General features: G+C 29.9%; 12 protein-coding genes and 1 other RNA gene. 8 read left to right on the forward strand and 5 right to left on the reverse strand.

The genetic code is table 11. The features are described from left to right. Positions 1–8 precede the first annotated feature (8 nt). The 3 genes from rnr to ssrA all read left to right on the forward strand — a co-directional run bounded on the left by rnr (position 9) and on the right by ssrA (position 3,120). The gene (gene rnr, locus BFN48_RS01750; protein WP_069649154.1) at positions 9–2,123 is read left to right on the forward strand and encodes a ribonuclease R; all 2,115 of its coding nucleotides are present in this window, start codon (positions 9–11) and stop codon (positions 2,121–2,123) included. 131 nt (positions 2,124–2,254) lie between these two features. Then, positions 2,255–2,722: an SsrA-binding protein SmpB gene (gene smpB / locus BFN48_RS01755; protein WP_069649155.1), complete on the forward strand. Its 468-nt coding sequence runs from the start codon at positions 2,255–2,257 to the stop codon at positions 2,720–2,722. Positions 2,723–2,789: 67 nt separating this feature from the next. After that, positions 2,790–3,120, forward strand: a transfer-messenger RNA (tmRNA) gene (ssrA, locus tag BFN48_RS01760). Between the two features lie 456 nt (positions 3,121–3,576). Here ssrA and BFN48_RS01765 read toward each other — a convergent pair. Further along, positions 3,577–3,885: an LAGLIDADG family homing endonuclease gene (locus BFN48_RS01765; protein ID WP_242863192.1), complete on the reverse strand. Its 309-nt coding sequence runs from the start codon at positions 3,883–3,885 to the stop codon at positions 3,577–3,579. A gap of 213 nt (positions 3,886–4,098) precedes the next feature. Here BFN48_RS01765 and BFN48_RS01770 point away from each other — a divergent pair, with 213 nt between their 5' ends. Beyond that, the gene (locus tag BFN48_RS01770; RefSeq protein ID WP_083238734.1) at positions 4,099–5,061 is read left to right on the forward strand and encodes a 5'-nucleotidase, lipoprotein e(P4) family; all 963 of its coding nucleotides are present in this window, start codon (positions 4,099–4,101) and stop codon (positions 5,059–5,061) included. A gap of 49 nt (positions 5,062–5,110) precedes the next feature. Here the strand turns inward: BFN48_RS01770 and sdaAA are convergent, their stop codons facing one another. From sdaAA to BFN48_RS01790, 4 genes are all read right to left on the reverse strand, one after another. Next, positions 5,111–5,980 carry an L-serine ammonia-lyase, iron-sulfur-dependent, subunit alpha gene (gene sdaAA, locus BFN48_RS01775; RefSeq protein ID WP_069649156.1) on the reverse strand — a complete coding sequence of 290 codons (870 nt, stop codon included), beginning with the start codon at positions 5,978–5,980 and terminating at the stop codon, positions 5,111–5,113. A 1-nt stretch (position 5,981) separates the two neighbouring features. Beyond that, a complete protein-coding gene (gene sdaAB, locus BFN48_RS01780) occupies positions 5,982–6,662 on the reverse strand; it encodes an L-serine ammonia-lyase, iron-sulfur-dependent subunit beta (protein WP_069649715.1) in 681 nt (226 codons plus the stop codon). Between the two features lie 403 nt (positions 6,663–7,065). Continuing rightward, on the reverse strand, positions 7,066–7,941 hold the full coding sequence (locus tag BFN48_RS01785) for a LiaF transmembrane domain-containing protein (protein WP_069649157.1): 876 nt from the start codon (positions 7,939–7,941) through the stop codon (positions 7,066–7,068). 1 nt (position 7,942) lies between these two features. Next, on the reverse strand, positions 7,943–8,338 hold the full coding sequence (locus BFN48_RS01790) for a PspC domain-containing protein (RefSeq protein ID WP_069649158.1): 396 nt from the start codon (positions 8,336–8,338) through the stop codon (positions 7,943–7,945). A 294-nt stretch (positions 8,339–8,632) separates the two neighbouring features. Here BFN48_RS01790 and BFN48_RS01795 point away from each other — a divergent pair, with 294 nt between their 5' ends. The 4 genes from BFN48_RS01795 to BFN48_RS01810 all read left to right on the forward strand — a co-directional run bounded on the left by BFN48_RS01795 (position 8,633) and on the right by BFN48_RS01810 (position 21,046). Further along, positions 8,633–9,076 (forward strand): cell wall hydrolase, encoded by a 444-nt coding sequence (locus tag BFN48_RS01795; protein ID WP_069649159.1) that lies wholly within the window; start codon positions 8,633–8,635, stop codon positions 9,074–9,076. 57 nt (positions 9,077–9,133) lie between these two features. Then, the gene (locus tag BFN48_RS01800; RefSeq protein ID WP_141706100.1) at positions 9,134–9,529 is read left to right on the forward strand and encodes a hypothetical protein; all 396 of its coding nucleotides are present in this window, start codon (positions 9,134–9,136) and stop codon (positions 9,527–9,529) included. 104 nt (positions 9,530–9,633) lie between these two features. Next, on the forward strand, positions 9,634–12,111 hold the full coding sequence (locus BFN48_RS01805) for a sugar phosphate nucleotidyltransferase (protein WP_083238735.1): 2,478 nt from the start codon (positions 9,634–9,636) through the stop codon (positions 12,109–12,111). Between the two features lie 301 nt (positions 12,112–12,412). Further along, a complete protein-coding gene (locus tag BFN48_RS01810; RefSeq protein ID WP_069649160.1) occupies positions 12,413–21,046 on the forward strand; it encodes a GH36-type glycosyl hydrolase domain-containing protein in 8,634 nt (2,877 codons plus the stop codon). The last annotated feature ends 57 nt before the right edge of the window (positions 21,047–21,103 follow it).

A 21,103-nucleotide genomic window follows, 5' to 3' on the forward strand; every position in this document is an offset into this window, starting at 1 on the left:
ATTGTGTTATGAGTACAAAAGAAAAAATTGTACAATTTATGAGAGAAGAAGCATATAAACCAATGCTTAAAGAAGAGCTTGTAAAGATATTTGAAATAGCAGATAACGAAATAAATGATTTTTACAAATTGTTAGATGTAATGGAGAAGGAAGGTACAATCATAAAAACTAGAAATGACAGATATGGTGTACCTGAGCGTATGAATTTGGTTGTAGGTACTTTACAGGGACATCCTAGAGGATATGGCTTTGTAGTGCCTGATAATAAAGAGATTAAAGATATTTTTGTACCTTCACAAGATCTAAATGGAGCATTACATGGAGATAGAGTTGTAGCAAGAGTAATAAGTAGAGGTTTTGGAGGCAAGAGAGAAGAAGGAGAAATTATAAGGATACTTGAAAGAGCTAATAAGACAATAGTAGGGACATTTGAAAAGAGTAAACATTTTGGATTTGTGGTTCCTGATGATAACAGGATAAGTATGGATGTATTTATTCCAAAGGCAGAAATAAATGGAGCTAAGACAAATCAAAAAGTTGTTGTTGAAATTACTAAATGGCCTGAAAAAAGGAGAAATCCTGAAGGTAGGATAATAGAAATACTAGGCTACAAAGGTGATGTAGGTACAGATATATTGGCAATAATTAAAAAATACGGTCTTACAGAGGAGTTTCCTGAAAAAGTTTTGAGAGAAGCTGATAGCATACCTGAAGAAATTCCTGAGGAAGAGATAAATAGACGTTTAGACTTAAGAGATAAAAACATTTTCACTATAGATGGAATAGATGCCAAAGATTTAGATGACGCAGTATCAATTGAAAGATTAGAAAATGGAAATTTTAAATTAGGGGTTCATATTGCTGATGTAACTTATTATGTAAAGGAAAGGTCTCATTTAGATAAAGAAGCTTTAAAGAGAGGCACAAGTGTATATTTAGTTGATAGAGTTATTCCAATGCTTCCAAGAAAATTATCAAATGGTGTTTGTAGTTTAAATCCAGGAGTTCCTAGACTTACTTTAAGCGTTTTTATGGAAATTGATAAATATGGTAGAGTAGTAGACCATGAAATTGTAGAAAGTATTATACAAAGTAAAGAAAGATTGGTTTATACCGATATTTCAAATCTCTTAGAAAATAATGATGAAGAATTAAAGAAAAGGTATAGTCATATTCTAGAAGATTTAAAGGCTATGGAGGAATTGTGTAATATATTAAGGAAAAAAAGAGAAAATAGAGGTAGCATAGATTTTGATTTTGATGAAGCAAAAATCATTTTAGATGAAAATGGAAAACCTATAGATATTAAGAAAGCAGAAAGAAGAATAGCAAATAGAATTATTGAAGAGTTTATGCTCGTTTGTAACGAAACAGTAGCAGAATATATGTATTGGTCGCAAATTCCATTTGTATATAGAATACATGAAGATCCAGATGAAGAAAAAATTAATGAATTTAATAAATTTATTCATAATTTTGGATATCATCTAAAGGGTATTCAGCAAATCCATCCGAAAGAACTTCAAAATTTGTTGAAAAAAGTAGAAGGCACTAAGGAAGAGACAGTAATAAATACATTAATGCTTAGATCGTTAAAAAAAGCTAGATATAGTGCTGAACCTGATAGTCATTTTGGATTAGCAGCAAGATATTACTGTCATTTCACTTCACCTATAAGAAGATATCCTGACTTGCAGATTCATAGGATAATAAAAGCTTTTATAAATGGTGAATTGAAAGGGGGCAAAATTGAAAAGTTAAAGAAGAAATTACCTCATGTAGCTGAACAATCATCTATAAGAGAGAGAATAGCGGATGAGGCTGAAAGGGAAACTGAAGATTTGAAGAAAGTAGAATATATGTCAGAAAGACTTGGCGAAATTTACGAGGGTATAATATCTGGTGTTATGCCATTCGGTATTTTTGTCGAGTTAGATAACACTATCGAAGGTTTAGTTCATATAAGTACTTTAGTTGACGATTATTATATATATGACGAGTTTAATCATAGCTTTATTGGTGAGAGAACTAAAAAAACTTATAAAATAGGGGATGTAGTTAAAGTAAAAGTAATGAAAGCAGATATAGATAAAAGAGAGATTGATTTTATATTTGTAGAGTAAAACTAATTGACTGATACGATATGTAGAACACAGGCTTAGCGTTCATGCTAAGCCTGTGATTTTTATGTATTGACAAAGATAGTTATATATGTTACAATTACCTTTGCACTAAATATGTTGTGGTGGTAAATATGGGAAAAGGTAATAATATAAAAGTAATCGCAAGAAACAAAAAAGCAAGGCACGACTATTTTATTGAAGAAACCTTTGAAGTAGGTATTGTCTTAACAGGTACAGAGGTAAAGTCAATAAGACAAGGTAGAGTTAATCTTAAGGATAGCTATGCTGTTGTAGAAAATGGCGAGGTATTTATTAATAATATGCATATAAGTCCTTATGAACAGGGAAATATTTACAATACTGATCCATTGAGAAAAAGGAAATTATTGCTTCATAAAAGAGAAATAAATAAGTTGATTGGCTATACTACGCAAAAGGGTTATTCTTTGATACCTTTAAGCGTATATATAAAAAATGGGCTAGTAAAATTAGAATTGTCAATAGCTAAAGGAAAGAAATTATACGATAAAAGACATGATATTGCTAAGAGAGATGCTGAAAGAAGGATACAAAAACATTTAAGTGCGAAGTACAGTTAGAAAACAATTATTAGTTGTAGAGATTGATAAAAATATAAAATATAATATATATTGACTTGGGGGCGAATATGGTTTCGACGGGGGCATGGAGTCAAGAGTAGCGAGTCGTTGTCGCCAAGCAACGTTAAAAGTGGCATTTAAAAATAAACGCAAACGATAATTACGCTTTAGCTGCGTAAGGAAATACGCGGCCGCTTCCTCTAATAGACCTGCCTATTAGAGTGTAAGTGTCATAAATTGCAGGGAACTGCTGTAGGGGTTCTCCGACCTATAGTAGATTAATTGGAGATAGCTGAGAATGAAGCCTGTTGCTGGGCGTCATTCTTGGCGAAATGTAGTACAGCAACTGCGCTCGGAGAAGCTCTTGACAAAGTGCTTTCGGACGTGGGTTCGATTCAGATTGAGTCGCCCTGTAGAGCGATCTACAGGTGAAAATCTGGCTTAATCGGTGAAGGCTAAGGCTTTTAGGCTATGCTAACACCGAGGGGTATGTGGAGAAATCCAACAGCCCTGTATCGACTCATAGGCTGCTAAGTCCGTTTGGATATGCAGTACTAGGATGAAGGGAAAATGTATATAAACTTTACCTTCATAATACGCCAGAGGACTTCCGAAGGAAGTTCAAGATATAGTCAGTGCCATTAGGAAACTAATGGAGTTCACGTCCCACCGCCTCCACCAATAAATAAAAGCCTTGATTTACATTTAATGTAGATCAAGGCTTTTTTTAGAGTAATTTTAACTTTTATAAAAGATATCTATATTGACATAAATTCCTCATAAAAAGCTTCTTTAATTTTTTTGTTTTTTCATTATATTTACCATTTCTAGATGTTATTTTTTGTATTTGTCTATTATAAGTTTTGCCTTAGCTTTTTTTGATGAATAACTAGATAAGGTTCTATATCTCTTAAAAATTCAATAGCATCATTATAAATTATTCTATATGAATAAGAATCTTCGTGTTTATCTTTGTTATAGTTTTTCTTTTTTAAAATCTTGCCTTTACCAGTAGTTTTTTTGATCCATTCTAATAATTCAATGTCAGTAGAGGCAATGGATACACATGGAGATGGGTATTGGGTGCTATGGAATTTAGTTAGCATTATACTTCCTTCTCCATCGATTATACCAGCTATATAAGCTTTTTCTGTTTCTGTCATATTTAAATCCTCTTTAAACGAACATATGTTCTTATAAAAAGATAACACAGATTGGTTATTTTGTAAATTAATTTCTAAAATATGAAGTAATATTGATGTTTAGTAATAAGAATTGTTAAAACTATTTAAAAAAATAAAGAAGGAAAAATTATATAAATGTAGAATATAATACTTATATTTATAATTCCAAAATAATATAAGGGGGTTTTTTTAGTGTTCAATAAAAGAAAAAAAGTATTTGTATTGTTAATGGTTATTGTTTTAGTTGGCGTAAATGCTCTTGCAATAGCTGGTAGTAATGTTTATATTGTAAAACCTGGTGATACACTAGGTAAAATAGCAAAGCAACACGGATTAGATTGGAAAAAATTAGCGGAAGTTAATAAATTAAAAAATCCTCATCTAATATTCCCAGGAGATGAGATAGTATTAACAGACTATACTACAAAAGACTTAAATGAACAGTTAGTAATGGCTACTTCTTGGGTTCAAAATTCAGCTGAATATAGAGCATTATGTTATCAAGCTTTCAATCTTGCAAAAATGATACTAGATAATGACTTAGCTACTAATGATTCAACTGAGAAACGAGCAATTATTGTAGATATAGACGAAACAGTTCTTGATAATAGTGCATATGAAGCACACCTAATTGGTAAGGATTACGGATATTCATCAAAAACTTGGAATCCATGGATGGCAGAAGGTATAGCAGAACCTATCCCAGGAGCAGTAGAGTTTTTAAACTATGCTGCAGATAAAGGAGTAGAAGTTTTCTATATTTCAAACAGAAAAATGGTAGGTTTTGAAGGTACATTAAAGAACTTAAAAGAAAAAGGATTCCCATTTGCTGATGAAGAGCATATAATGCTTAGAACTGCAGAATCTAGTAAAAAAGCAAGAAGAGAGAAAGTAGATGAGAACTATAGAATAGTTTTACTTATGGGTGATAATCTAAACGATTTTTCAGAGGTTTTTGAGAAAAAATCTGTGCAAGACAGATTTGCAGTTACTGATGAGTATAAAGACTATTTTGGTTCAAAATTTATAGTACTACCTAACCCAATGTATGGTGAATGGGAAGGTGCTATATATAAATATAATTGGGGCGCTTCTGCTAAAGAGAAAAATGAAATGAGAAAGAGTAATTTAAGAGTTTGGAATTTTGAAAATTAATCTAACTAAAAAACCTTGATTTGCCAAGCAAATCAAGGTTTTTTCCATTTTATCTTAACACTTCTTTCATTAACTTTTTACCAGTAGGGGTTGCAGCAAGGCCTCCTAAAGCAGTTTCTCTTAATTCAACAGGAAGAGATCTTCCTACATTATACATTGCTTCTACAACTTCATCAAAAGGTATTATACTTTTGACACCAGCAAGAGCTAAATCAGCAGAAATTAATGCGTTTGCTGCACCTGAAGCATTTCTTTTTGCACAGGGTGCTTCTACTAAACCAGCAATTGGATCACATACAAGGCCTAAAATATTTTTTATAGCAATAGCTGCTGCATGCAAGGACATTTCTGGTGTTCCTCCAGCCATTTCAACAACTGCAGCTGCTGCCATAGCAGATGCAGCTCCACATTCAGCTTGACAACCACCTTCTGCACCTGATATTGTTGCGTTTTTAGCAATAACTTGGCCTATACCTGCAGCAGTAAAAAGAGCATTTATAATATCTTCTTCATTTGCATTTAAAACTTCTGCAGCTGTAAAAATAACAGAAGGTATTATTCCACAAGAGCCAGCAGTAGGAGCAGCTACAATTTTACCCATAGCAGCATTTACTTCAGAACAGGACAATGCTCTTGCCATAGCTTTGTTTATGGTATCTCCACATAAAGTCTTTTTACTTTTTCTATAATTTTCAACTTTTTTGGAATCTCCACCTATTAGACCACTTATAGATTTAATATCATTTTCTAAACCATGTGTTGAAGATTCTTTCATTACTAGAAGATTTTCTTTCATTCTATTTCTTAGTTCTTTTTTACTTGTTTCTGAAGCTTGTGCTTCATTTTCAAGTATAATCTCCCAAAGTTTAAGTCCTTTTTCATTTGCTATTTTAAGTAATTCTTCACCAGTATTGAACATTCTAACACTCCTTCTTTGCAGGATTAATTGCTTTTACATTAATAATTTCTTTTATATTTTGTAGTTCTTCAATAACTATTGAATTAATTTTATGGTCAGTTTCAATAATCATGGAAGCTTCTTTTCCTTTTGTTTTTCTATTTACTTTCATAGTTGCAATATTAATATCATGTTTAGCTAAAACTGTAGTAACTTTACTGATTATACCTTTTTTATCTATATGTTTAATTACTAGAGTAGGATACATACCAGAAAATTCAACATTATATCCATTAATATTAGTAATGACAATACTACCACCACCTATAGATGAACCAGTTACATCTACTTTTCCGCCATCTTTCATATAAAATACTATTTTTACTGTATTAGGGTGCTCATATCCTAAATCAGTTTCAACAAATCTAATTTTTATTCCTTTTTCTTTTGCTATATTAAGAGAATTTCTCAATCTTTCATCATAAGGCTCCATACCTAAAATACCTGCAACTAAAGCCCTGTCAGTACCATGCCCCTTGTATGTTTTTGCAAAAGACCCATGCAAATAAAAAGTTACAGTTTCAAAATCATTACCTGCTATTTCCATGGCAACTTTACCTAGTCTTGCTGCGCCTGCTGTATGGGAACTTGAAGGACCAATCATAATAGGACCTAATATATCAAATGTACTATAATTTTTCATTTGTATCTCCCTTCTTATGTAATCTTCCATTGTTATTTTAACACCTAGTCTTTGCAGATACAATAATAATTATAACGGAACAATAAGAGACCCCATCTACAAAAGATGGGGCAGGTTATAGACAAAATAAACTATAATAATTGAAAAAATATAAACGAATAATTACAAAGCTTTAGCAAAGAAAACTTGATGAATAATTTTAGAAAAATCCGTAGGCTTAGCATGGACGCTAAGCCAGCATCCTACAAGACAGGACGTCTTGATTAGGTGCGTTAGGATTTTTCAAAATTATGAATCTTAGTTTTCTCTAAAGATTTGTCTATGAGTGTTATTTTTTCAATTCATTAGCAAATATAACTTTATCAAAAAACTTACCTCACCTAAAAAAGATGGGACTTTGATTTTATTCATATCTAATATTAAGATTGCCTGCACCTATATCAATAGTTATATAAATTTTTTTATCAGCATTATCATAATTAGGGGATATATAATAATTATCTTTATGTATCCAATTAAGCTTCTTTAGATTGCTATGCTTTATACCACCACCAAATCTAATCTTAACACCTAAATCTTTTGGAATAGTTATATCAATGTTACCAGCTCCCATATCAATATCGATTTTTGAGTTTTTCAATTTTTGGCCTAATAAAATATCAATACTTCCAGCACCAGCATCAATGTCTAAGTTTTTAAAATTGATACTTTGCAAATCAAAAGTGCCATCTACAGCTCCCATATCAACATTTATATCCCAGGTCATATCTTCATCAATATTAAATTTATACTCATATCCTTTGTTGGTTGCTATTTTCTTATTCTTTCTGTGTTTGAATTCAATTTGTGCAATTTTTGAATGGTCATTAATTTTAGATTCATAGTAAATATTTGGGTCAGTTATATAAGCATTAAGAAGTTCATTTTTTGTTGATTTTAAATTAAAGTTACCTGCTAATAATTTAAGTTCTAAAATACCATTAGTCATAGTATTTCTTTTTTCTAAAACAATGTTTGGATTTTCCAATTTATATGAATTTGAGTTTTCCAAATAAAGTCCATAAAATATAGCAAAGATTATAAATAATATCCAAGCAATAATAATAATACTTTTATTTTTTCTGAATATTAAATTTAATCCCAAAATGATTAAAATTACAGGCCATAAGTCAAAGAAGATAGCCCAAACAGAAAAAGTTAAAATACCGAGATTACTTAAAAGCCAAAAGATGCCTAAGAATATCAAAATAAAACCTGCTGTAAAATTTTTATTTTTCAAGTCATTCCCCCACTTTCTGACTATATATTATATATATACCTGCAATTATAAGCAAAACAGGCCATAACTTTTCAAAATCAACCCAATATAATGTTTTTTTAAGTAGAAATATGGTTCCGAGTAGAATTAGGATTGAACCTGCAAATATTCTATTTCTATCAGTATTATCTTTGTTATTATCTTTATCTTGCCAATTATATTCGTGTGAAATTACAGGTGATTCAGGAATTACTATAGCACATATTATATATGCCAAAAAACCTATTCCCATAGTAAATCCTAATATAAGCCAAAATAATCTAACTAAAGTAGAGTCGATATTAAAATATTCAGCTATGCCGCCACAAACACCTGCAATCATTTTGTCATTAGTTGAACGATATAATTTTTGTTGCATTTTTAAAACTCCTTTCTTTAATAATTTATAGGAAATTATATTCCTTGTTAAACTGTAGATAATTTTGAATATAATTTCCGTAATGGATATGGGCAAAATCTTCCTTAATGATTTATTTAAATCGAAGATTTTATTTATATTTTCTATCTATATTTATTAAATTTTTTTGAAAGAATTCCTCTAAAAATTACTATTTTTTCAAAACTTTTATCAATAAATTGTTAAATACGTGTACCAGTTTATATTTTCAATAAATATATTATTAGTAGCAGTAGGCATAAAGGAGGTGTGAATATGCCATACTCCACACGTGAGTTGTTTGCTAGACTAATCAAATGTGAAGCAGGAGGAGAAGGCGAATTAGGAATGAAGGCAGTTGCAACAGTAATAATGAACAGGGTTCATGTAGCTTATGGAGAGTATCAAAGGGTATGTCAGGGAGATTTAAGAAAAGTTATTTATCAGAAAGGACAATTCGATTGTGTTAAAGGCACAATAGCTGGTAGAGCTAATCCTCAGACAATTTGGGCTAGCCCACCAGAAAAGATACATTACGATATTGCAGATTGGGCTTTATCAGGTAATAAAACTTATAATATAGGAGATTGCCTGTGGTATATGAATCCATTTAAGCCAACGTGTCCAACTACTTTTCCTTGGAATGGAACAGGGTCAATAAGAACTAGAATAAGAAAACACTGTTTTTATTCACCAACTGAGCTATATAAAGACACTTAATTCATGTTATTTGGTTTAATATAGAACTCGAATTATTACATCAGAAGGAGGGATTTTATGAGAAGAAAGATAAATCAGGTTCCAAAAGATATAAAGAAACCTAGTACTCCAATGCAACCAATGATGCCAATGATGCCACAAATGCCAATGATGCCGATGCCTTGCCCAGGTTATCCAGTAGGTATGCCACCTCAAATAGAGAATCCAGTAGATTTTGAGATAGAACCCGGACCACCAGTAATTGTTGATAAGAATTATTTACAAGGATATTTAAAAACATTAATAGGAAAATTTATTAGAGTAGATTTCATTGTTGGAACTAATATGTTTGTAGATAAAGAAGGAACTTTAGAAGAAGTTGGAATTGACCATATTGTTTTAAGACAGGCAGAAACAAATGATTTAATGGTTTGTGATTTGTATTCTATTAAGTTTGTTAAGGTTTTTGAATAGAACAATAACAGCTACTAAGAGTAAGTTCTTAGTAGCTTTCTTTATGTATAAAATAATTGAACCTTCATAAAATAACATTATGTAATTAATAGGCTTTATGAGGGGTGATTATTATTAAAGCTGTAATTATGGCGGGTGGAAAAGGAACAAGGCTTAGACCACTGACTTGTGATTTACCAAAGCCTATGGTACCTATTCTTAATAAGCCTGTTATGGAATATAGTATAGAATTATTGAGAAAATATGGAATTAGAGATATAGCAGTTACTTTAGCTTATTTACCAGATGTAATAATAAACTATTTTGAAGACGGTTCTAAATGGGGCGTTAATATTAAATATTTTATTGAAGAAGTACCTTTAGGTACAGGTGGTAGTGTAAAAAATGCAGAAGAATTTCTAAATGATACTTTTATTGTAATAAGTGGTGATGCTTTAACAGATATAAATCTTAAAAAAGCTATAGAGTTTCATAAAACTAAGAATTCTTTAGCGACGATTGTACTAAAAAAAGAGCCAGTACCTCTTGAATATGGAGTAATTATAACAAATAAGGAAGGCAGAATAGAAAGCTTTCTTGAAAAACCTAGTTGGGGTGAAGTATTTAGCGATACAATTAATACAGGAATTTACATATTAGAACCTCAAGCATTATCTTATTATAAAAAAGGAGATAATTTTGATTTTAGCAAGGATTTATTTCCAAAGTTATTAAAAAACAAAGAAAATATCTACGGTTATATTGCAGATGGATATTGGTGCGATATAGGTGATTTAAAATCTTATGTACAGACTCATTTTGATATTCTTAGTAAAAAAGTTGACATACAATTAAAATGCAAAGAAGAAAATGATGGAGTATGGATAGAAGAAGGAGTAACACTAGGAGATAAAGTTAGTATTATACCACCTGTTTATATCGGTAAAAATACAGTTATAAAAGAAAAAGTTAAGCTAGAACCATATACGGTTATAGGTGATTATTGCAAGATAGAAAGCAACTGCTCCATAAAGAAAAGTGTACTTTGGTCAAATGTTATAGTAGGTAATAATTCAGAATTAAGAGGGACAGTTATTTGCAACAATACAAAACTGGAAAAAAATATATCAACTTTTGAAGGTTCAGTAGTGGGAAAGGGCTGTAATATATTATCTGGTAGTATTATAAAGCCTAACTGTAAGATTTGGCCTGATAAAAAAATTGAAGAGAATACTATAATAAATGAAAATTTAGTTTGGGGTACAAAGTATTCAAAGAATATTTTTGGTTACAGAGATATAAAAGGAGTTGTAAATATTGATATTACTCCTGAATTTGCTTCACGTTTAGCTTCAGCATTTGCTTCAACTAAGGAAGAAGATGGAATATATGTAATTGCTAGCGATAATTCAGATGCTTCTATTTTAATTAGAAAGTCTTTAATATCAGGAATACTATCAACAGGAGCAGGTGTAATTGAGATAGATAATTCAGTTATACCAATGAGTAGATTTGCTATTAGATATTTTAAAGCTGATGGAGGATTACATGTTAGGACAGATAATCTAGAGCCAGATATGATCCGTATTGAGTTATTAGATGGAAATGGTTCTAACTTAAATAGAGCTATGGAGAGAAAAGTTGAAAATTTATTTAATAGAGGAGATTTTCAGAGATGTAAATTTATGGCGATAAAAAAGGTTATGCATATAGATAATTTTTATTATTACTATATAAAAAAAGGTCAAGACATTCTTAAAAACGTAAATGATATAAAAAGAAAAAATTTGAAGATTTTAATAAGTTCTAGATCTGAAGATATTATGAAATTAGCAAAAGATTATTTGACAGATTTAGGCTGCAAAGTCAAGTTAGATTATTCAATTGTAGATTTTGATTCAACTGATGATTATTTAAATTATATGTCTAATAGGGTTAAAAATGGTGAATATAAAATGGGCATAATCTATAGCGAGAATGGAGAGAATACCATTCTAATAGATGAATTAGGCAGAATTATAAATAAAGAGGAATATATGGTTTTAGTATCTTTAGTAATACTAAAAAGTGGTATAGTAAAGAATTTAGTAGTTCCATACAATGCACCTCAAGTTATAGATAAGATTGCTAATAAGTATTATACTAACGTGATCAGAAGTAAAAATAATCCTTCTGATATTATAAACAGTATATTAAAAATTGAAGATGATGAAGAATCAATTATGCTTCAATATACTTTGAATTTTGATGGTATATGGGGAATAGGTAAGATAATAGATTATTTAGTTAATTCAGATAAAACATTAGCAAAGCTTCATGATGAAATACCAGATATACATTATATAAAAAGCGAAGTTACTTGTGATTGGAAAGATAAAGGCAGAGTAATCAGACAAATTATTGAGGAAAATAAAGATCTAGGCATAGAGATGTTTGAGGGAGTAAGATTTAATTCGGAAAATGGTTGGGCATTAATATTGCCAGATAGTGAAAGACCTGTATTTAATATTTACGCAGAAGGATTAACAGAGGAGTATGCTAAAGAAATATCTACTTTTTACATCGATAAAGTAAAGAAAATATTACAAAATCAAAGGCATTGAGTTTTAGAAAATTAGAAAACTTTTAAAAATGTCTATGAAAATAACGCTCATGCGAAAGAATTTAGAAAAAACTATAGGCTTATATTTTTAGAAAATCCTAACGCACCTAATCAAGAGTCCTGTCTTGTAGGATGCTGGTTTGACATCCTGTCAAACCTACGGATTTTCTTCAAAATTTTTACCTAGTTTTTTAACTAAATTCTTTTAAGCATTTGCTTTTATTTTCATATATAATTTGTTTTTTCAATAAAGTTGGCATTTAGCCTTTGATTTTGTTCGTAACAAAGGAGGAATCGAGCCTATGAGTGTAGCTTTTGCTTTGTTAGCTATAGTTATTCTTGTAATAATATTTGCTGAAAAGAAACAAAGATTAGTAAAAAAAGTTAGCGTAAAAGATATATTGTTAAGCCCAGAAGAGTTAGAAGAACATATTATAGATGTAGCTAAAATGCATAATGTTTCTTCTAGGAAAAAAGTAAATAAATTGCTTTTACATAGGCTTGAAGACAACTTTAGATATATATCTAAGTTATATGAAAGATTAAATTTTGATTTAAAAAGAGGCAAAGATGTAAGTTATGCTTCAGAATGGTTGCTTGATAATTTTTATATAATTAAGCAGCAGTTTAAAGAGATGAGAAAAAGGCTTAGAAACGATAAATACATGGTATTAGAAGTACTAACTGATGGATATCTTAAAGGATATCCAAGAATATATGCAGTAGCACTTGAGATTATATCACATACAGATGGCAGACTAGATGAAAATCAATTAATTAATTGTATCAATAAATATCAAACTAAAAATATACTTTCTATTGGTGAAATATGGTCTTTATCAGTAATGATGAGACTTGCGTTAATAGAGTTTATTAGAATAATATGTGAAAAAATCGAGAAAACCCATAATGATTGGGAAAAAGCTAACAATCTGACATATAAAAAACAAGGTGATTTAGTTAGAGTATTAGAGGATTATTTGGATAATATAAATGAATTATCACCTTCATTTTTTGAATATCTTATAAGAAAAGTAAAAAGAACAAAAAAAGATGAAGGTGAAATAAGAGAGCTTTTAAATAAAAAATTATTAGATGTTAATAAGAATTTAGATGTTATTATTAAAGACGAACATACTGAACAATCAGCTAGAAGAATATCTATGGGTAATGCAATTTTAAGTCTAAAGCTGATATCAACTATAGATTGGAATGAAATTTTTGAATCAATTTCTGTAGTAGAAAATGTACTTAAAAAAGACCCTAGTGGTGTATATCCTAAAATGGATTATGAATCAAGAGATTTCTATAGACGAGAGATACAGTATATTTCTAGATTATGTAACACATCAGAACTTATTGTAGCAAGAAGGGCTCATGAGTTATCTGAAGTTGCTGATATAGATGATGAAAAGAAGAAACATATTGGCTATTATATTATAGATAAGGGTAGGGATGATTTATTTAAAACGCTAGGGAAAATAGGTATAAATGGATTCAGATCAAAATCTACTTTTGTTTATATTGCTCCTATTTTGTTATTGACGCTTTCAATAACTATAATGCTTGTATTTTATCATTATAATACATCAGTGAGAAAAAGTGTTATTTTAAGTGTATTAGCTGGTATAGTTATATCTATACCAGTAAGCAATATTGTTATAATGTTTATAAATTGGTTAATTACACATGCTATAAAGCCAACTTTTTTACCTAAAATAGATTTTAGAAGAAATATTCCTAAAGAATTAAGTACTTTAGTAATAATACCGACATTAATATCAAATAAGGAAATGATAACAGAGTTAACTAGTAAATTAGAGGTTTTTTATTTAGCTAACAGATTAAATAACATATACTTCGCTATAGTTGGAGACTTTAAAGATTCTGATTTTGAAAAAGAAATTTATGATGATGAAATATTAGAGAAAGCTAAATATGAAATTGACAAGCTTAATAAAAAGTATGCTGCAGAAAAAGACATATTTTACTACTTGCATAGAAAGAGACAATTTAATGAAAAACAGAACAGATGGATGGGGTGGGAAAGAAAGAGAGGAGCTTTAATCGAATTAAACAAGCTCTTAAAAGGAGCTAATGACACTTCATTTTTCTATACAGTTGGAAAGATTGAAAATTTGATAGGCAAAATAAAATATGTAATTACGATAGATTCTGATACAAAACTAACTTTAGAGACAGCAAAAAAACTGATAGGAGCTATATCTCATCCTCTTAATAGAGCTGTGTTTGATGAAAAAAGTGGTATTGTTAAACAAGGTTATGGAATAATACAGCCAAGAATTAGTGTGGATATAGAAAGCTCAAACAGCTCGTCTTTTGCCAATATTTTTTCTGGACAGGTAGGATTAGAACCATATATTACTGCTTTTTCTGATGTTTACCAAGATTTGTTTAATGAAGGAATATTTACAGGTAAAGGAATATATGAAGTAGAGATTTTTGATAAAGCTTTAAGAAATGCTATACCAGATAATACTGTATTAAGCCATGACCTTCTTGAAGGAAGTTATTTAAGAACAGGATTAGCTACAGATATCGAACTTATAGATGGTTATCCAACCAAATATAGCTCATATATAATGAGACTTCACAGATGGGTGAGAGGTGATTGGCAGCTTATAAGGTGGCTACTGCCTAAAATTAGGGATAGAAAAGGTAATATTATACATAATCCTATTTCTACATTATCTAAGTGGAAGATACTAGATAATTTAAGAAGAAGTCTTGTTCCTATATTCACACTAATTTTAATTATTATTTCAATTGCTTTTTTCCCAGGAAATAAGTTGATTTGGCTAGGATTAGCTGGACTATCTCTTACTGTTCAATTATTTTTAGGATTATTAGATTATTTGTTAAATGGTTATTTAGAGTTTGGAAAAAAGTTTAATGAAGGTTTAACTAGCGATATTAAGAGAAATTTGTATCAGACATTTTATAGATTTATATTTTTACCATATGAGGCATATATGATGTTAGATGCTATTGTGAGGACTTTATGGAGATTGGTTGTAACTAAAAGGAATTTACTAGAATGGACAACAGCAACTGACATTGAAAAAAGGCTTGCTAACGATTTTTTTAGCTATATAAAAAGAATGTATAAGGCAGTTTTACTTACAATATTGTTTTTTGTATTAACAATATTTGTAAGACCTGAAAATACAATAATCTCAGCAGTAATAACTATAAGTTGGGTTTTATCACCTTATTTAGCTTATAAGTTAAGTAGTATAGAAAGTGAGTCAATTGATGATATAAATGAAGTAGAAGAGAAAAAACTAAGAAGGGTTGCAAGAAAAACCTGGGCTTATTACGAGGACTTTTCAGATGTGGAAAACAATTACTTACCTCCAGACAATTATCAAGAATATCCACCAAATGGATTGGCATATAGAACATCTCCAACTAATATAGGGTTTTTATTACTTTCAATACTTACTGCAAGAGATTTAGGTTATATTTCTACTACAGAAATGTTAAATAGAATAGATAAAACATTAACAACAGTAGAGAAATTAGAAACTTGGAATGGTCACTTATATAATTGGTATGATACGAGAACTTTAGAGCCACTAAAGCCGTATTTTGTATCTACAGTAGATAGTGGAAATTTTATTGCTTATTTGATAACTGTTAAGCAGGGATTATTATATTATTTAAATAAACCGATAATAGATATAAATCATGTTAAAGGATTATTAGATACAGTCTATATATATGAACAGAGAGATAATATCATGATTCCAATACTTCTAGAATTGATAGAAGAAGATAACTTAACTTATAGTAAATGGAAAGATATATTAAATCAATTATTGTCTTTAAGAGAGGAAGAAAATTTAAGTTTAAGATTAATTAATATGCTTAAATACTTTAATGAAGAAAGTAAGAGTTTGTATGTTGATAGAAAGCATATAGAAAGTTTATTTAAACAATTTTTAGATAACAATAAAAAAATATCGAGCAGTTTTGAAAGTTTAAAAGAACTTGAAAAATATTCAATCTTACAATTAGAAGATATTTATAGGAATTTGATAAAAGAAATAAATATATTAATTGATAGCAATTTTTCAGATGAAAATAGAGAAACTTTATTTGATATCAAAGAAGAATTAAGTAGAATTTATGAAAATGTGCTTGTTTTAATAGATAAAGCTAAGTCATTAGTAAGTAGAATAGAGAAAATAATTGATAATACTAAATTTGAGTCATTATATGATTATAGAAGAAATCTTTTTGCAATAGGATATAATGTTTCAGAAAAACAACTTACTACTACATTTTATGATTTGTTTGCATCAGAAGCAAGAACAGCAAGCTATATTGCAATAGTTAAAGGTGAGATACCTAGAAAACATTGGGTTAAGTTAAGTAGATCTTTAACAGTAGTAGATGGATATAGAAGTCTCGTTTCATGGACTGGTACAATGTTTGAATATTTCATGCCTGCTTTAATTATGAAAACCTACAAAAATACATTATTACATGAAACTTATAATGCAGCTTTAAAAGCACAGATGAAATATGGCTTATTAAGAGGTATACCATGGGGGATTTCTGAGTCAGGATACTATACTTTCGATATGTATTTTAATTACCAATATAGAGCTTTTGGTGTACCAGATTTAGGACTTAAGAGAGGTCTTGTTGAAGATATAGTAGTATCGCCATATTCAACCTTTTTGGCTCTGATTTTTAACCGAAAAAAAGCTTTAAAGAATATGGATGCACTTATCGAAGAAGGACTAGAGGGTGAATATGGGTTTTATGAAGCTGTTGATTATACTGAAAAAAGAATACCTTTTGGTGTAGAAAAAGGTATTGTAAAAAGCTATATGGCCCATCATCAAGGGATGATATTAACTTCAATTAATAATTTCTTAAACAATAATATAATTATTTCACATTTTCATTCTGAACCAATGATAAAGGCAGGAGAAGTACTCCTACAGGAAAAAATTCCTCAGTATGCGATTATTACAAAGGAAAATAAGGAAGAAATAGAGCCTAAAAGAAGGATAAGAACTAAGAATAAGATATTTATAAGACAATTTGGTATGCCAGAAAGAACTTTGCCAAAATGTCATTTGATTTCTAATGGTAGATATACAATTTTAATTACAAATACAGGTTGTGGATATAGTAAATATGAAAATATACATATAACAAGATGGAGAGAAGATATCTTTACGGGAGATTATGGATTTTTTATACTTATAAAATCTTTAAAAGACAATAAAGTTTGGTCTGCAACGTATAAACCATTTTATAAAGAACCTGACGAATATAAGGTAGAATTCGAGTATAATAAGGCTAAATTTTTCAGAAAAGATGATAACATTGAAACACGAACAGAGATTATAACTTCATCTGATGATAATGTAGAAATTAGAACAGTTACAATAACTAACCATAATACAAAAGAAGTTACACTTGAAGTTACTAGTTATTTAGAATCAATTATTTCACAGCACATGGCAGATGTTGCTCACCCAGCTTTTAATAACTTGTTTATAAGGACAGAGATTATACTTGAATATAACAGTATTATAGCTTCTAGAAGACCAAGAGAACATGGTAAAAAGTCTGTTTGGGCATTTCATTCAGTTTTTGTTGATGGTGAAAGTGTTGGGGAACTGCAATATGAAACTAATAGAGCAAACTTTATTGGTAGATGCAGAAGTTTAAAAAATGCGAAATTTTTAGACCAGCCTTTAAGTAATATAACAGGCATAGTGTTAGATCCAATAATGAGTTTAAGAAGATTAGTTAAAATTAAAAGTGGAGAAAGTATTAAAATATCATTTGTTGTTGGTATTGGAAATAGTAGAAAGGAAGTTATTGATCTTGTAAGAAAGTATCATGATATTTATTCAATATCACGGGCATTTCAGCTTAGTGATTTAAGAAGTCAAGTAGAGACTAGTTATTTAGATCTAGAAAACGAAGAATTTGATACTTATGAAGAATTATTATCTCATATTGTTTATTTAAGTCCTTTAAGAAGATATAATGAGGATAAAATATCTAAAAATAGAAAAGGACAGCCAGGATTATGGGCTTATGGCATTTCGGGTGATATTCCTATTTTACTTGTTTCGATAAATGATGAACAGCAAATAGATATTTTAAAAGAAGCTTTAAAAATGCATGAATTCTTTAGAATAAAAGGGCTAGAAGTAGATTTAGTTATCCTTAATGAATATGAAAGTAGCTATATTAAACCTTTAGAAGAATTAATTAGAGATACGGTGTTAAATAGCAGAAGTAAAGATATGTTAAATAGAAGAGGAGGAATATTTATTTTAAACGCAAGTCATATGCCTAATGAAGATAAAATACTTTTGTATACAGTAGCTAGAGTTGTTTTAGATGGTGAAAGAGGATTACTAAGAACGCAGGTTAAGCAAAATATAGTTAAATTTGATTATCCAAAGAAAAAAAGCTTTAATGAAAATAATGTGATTTTTATAAATAGAGATGAGGAAGATTTAGATTTATTTTATTTCAATGGATATGGAGGTTTTACAAAGGACGGTAGTGAGTATGTAATAAAACTTAAGGAAAATCAATATACACCAGCACCATGGGTAAATGTAATATCTAATAAAAAATTTGGATTTTTGGTTACAGAGAGCGGTTCAGGATTTGTATGGGCAGAAAACAGCAGAGAAAATAAAATAACACCTTGGTCAAATGACCCTGTAAGTGATACACCAGGAGAAGTAATTTATTTAAGAGATGAAGACACAGGTAAGGTTTGGTCTATAACTCCACTACCAATAAGAGAAAACGAATCTTATACTATAATACATGGTATTGGTTATTCAAAATTTAAACATAATAGTAACGGAATAAATCAAGAACTTACTGTGTTTGTTCCTAAAGAAGATCAAGTAAAAATTAGTTTAATAAGATTAAAAAATAATTCTGGATTCAGTAGAAAACTTACGCTAACATACTATGTACGCCCTGTATTAGGAGTAAGCGACCAAATTACACAGCAGCATATAATTACGCAAATTGAAAACGAAACGGGTACATTGATAATAAAAAACCCGTATAATACAGATTTTCCTGAACGTATTACTTTTATAAATACTTCTCAGTCAGCGAGAAGTTATACAGGCGATAGAGAAGAATTTATTGGATATAAAGGAGATTTAAGTTCGCCAGAAGCTTTAAAAAGAGAAGGGTTATCTAATAGAGTAGGAGCAGGTTTTGATCCATGCGCTGTAATTCAAACTATTATTGATTTGGATGCCGATGAAGAAAAAGAATTAGTTTTTATGCTAGGACAATATGATAATTTAGACGATGTAAAGGATGCAGTACACAAATACAAGAATATTAATAAATGTAAGGAAGCTCTAAAAGAAGTTAAGAATAAATGGCAAAGCATTCTTGGAGCTATTAAAGTTAAAACACCAGATAAATCAATGGATATAATGTTAAATTACTGGCTTTTATATCAAACTATATCTTGTAGATTATGGGCAAGATCTGCCTTTTATCAATCGGGAGGTGCTTATGGTTTTAGAGATCAGCTTCAGGATGCTATGAATTCAATATATGCTATAGAAGAGGATGTTAGAAAGCAGATTTTACTTCATTGCTCACATCAGTTTGTAGAAGGAGATGTACAGCATTGGTGGCATCCGACAGCTTCGGCTAATGTAGACAAAGGAATTCGCACGAAGTTTTCTGATGATTTGCTATGGCTTCCTTTGGCGACTGTTGAGTATATTAATAAAACGGGTGACTTTAAAATATTAGATGAAAAGGTTAGGTTTATTGAAAGTGAGCCTTTGAAAGAATACGAGGATGAGAGATATGAAATACCAAGAGTATCGAATGAAATATCAACAGTTTATGAACATTGTATTAGAGCAATAGAAAAGTCTTTAAAGTTTGGAAAGCATGGAATTCCTTTAATAGGGTCAGGAGATTGGAATGACGGAATGAATAAGGTTGGTAACAAAGGAAAAGGGGAAAGTATTTGGCTAGGATGGTTTATATGTAGTATTTTAAATAAATTTGCTCCAATATGTGAAAAAAAAGGAGACGACAGAAGAGCAAAAAGATATCTAGAAGAAGCTAAAAAAATTGCAAAAGCTATTGAGGAAAATGCTTGGGATGGTAAGTGGTATAGAAGGGCCTATTTTGATGATGGCACACCATTAGGTTCTTTTGAAAATACAGAATGTAAGATTGACTCATTGGCACAATCTTGGGCTGTAATATCAGGGTATGGAAATAAAGAAAGAGTAAAAGTAGCAATGGCTTCTGTAGAAAGATATTTAATAAAAGAAGATCAGGGGCTAATACTTCTATTTACACCTCCATTTGATAAAAGTGAGTTAGATCCTGGATATATAAAAGGATATGTGCCTGGAGTAAGAGAAAATGGGGGACAGTATACACATGCAGCTACATGGGTAATAAATGCTTTTGCAATGATGGGAGATGGTGATAAGGCATGGAGATTATATAACATGATAAACCCTGTAAATCATACAAGAACATCTATTGAATGTGTTACTTACAAAGTAGAACCTTATGTTATGGCTGCAGATGTTTATGCAGTAAGTCCACATATTGGCAGGGGAGGTTGGACATGGTATACAGGTGCAGCAGGTTGGATGTATAGAGTTGGGATTGAATATATTTTAGGATTAAAGAAAGAAGGATATAAACTTATTATAGATCCATGCATTCCTAAAAATTGGTTTGAATATGAGATTATGTATAGATATAAAGATACAATTTATAAAATAAAAGTTAAAAATCCAAATAAAGTAAACAGAGGAGTAGATAAGATATATATAGATGGTAGCATTGTAAGAGAAAAATTTATACATTTAGTTAATGATAATAGAGAACATGTTGTAGAGATTATATTAGGATAAAAACTAAAGGCGACATAGTCGTATATTTAAAGTTAAAGTTTAACTTTAAGCAATAAA

It is taken from the genome of Caloranaerobacter ferrireducens, assembly GCF_001730685.1.
Taxonomy (GTDB): domain Bacteria; phylum Bacillota; class Clostridia; order Tissierellales; family Thermohalobacteraceae; genus Caloranaerobacter; species Caloranaerobacter ferrireducens.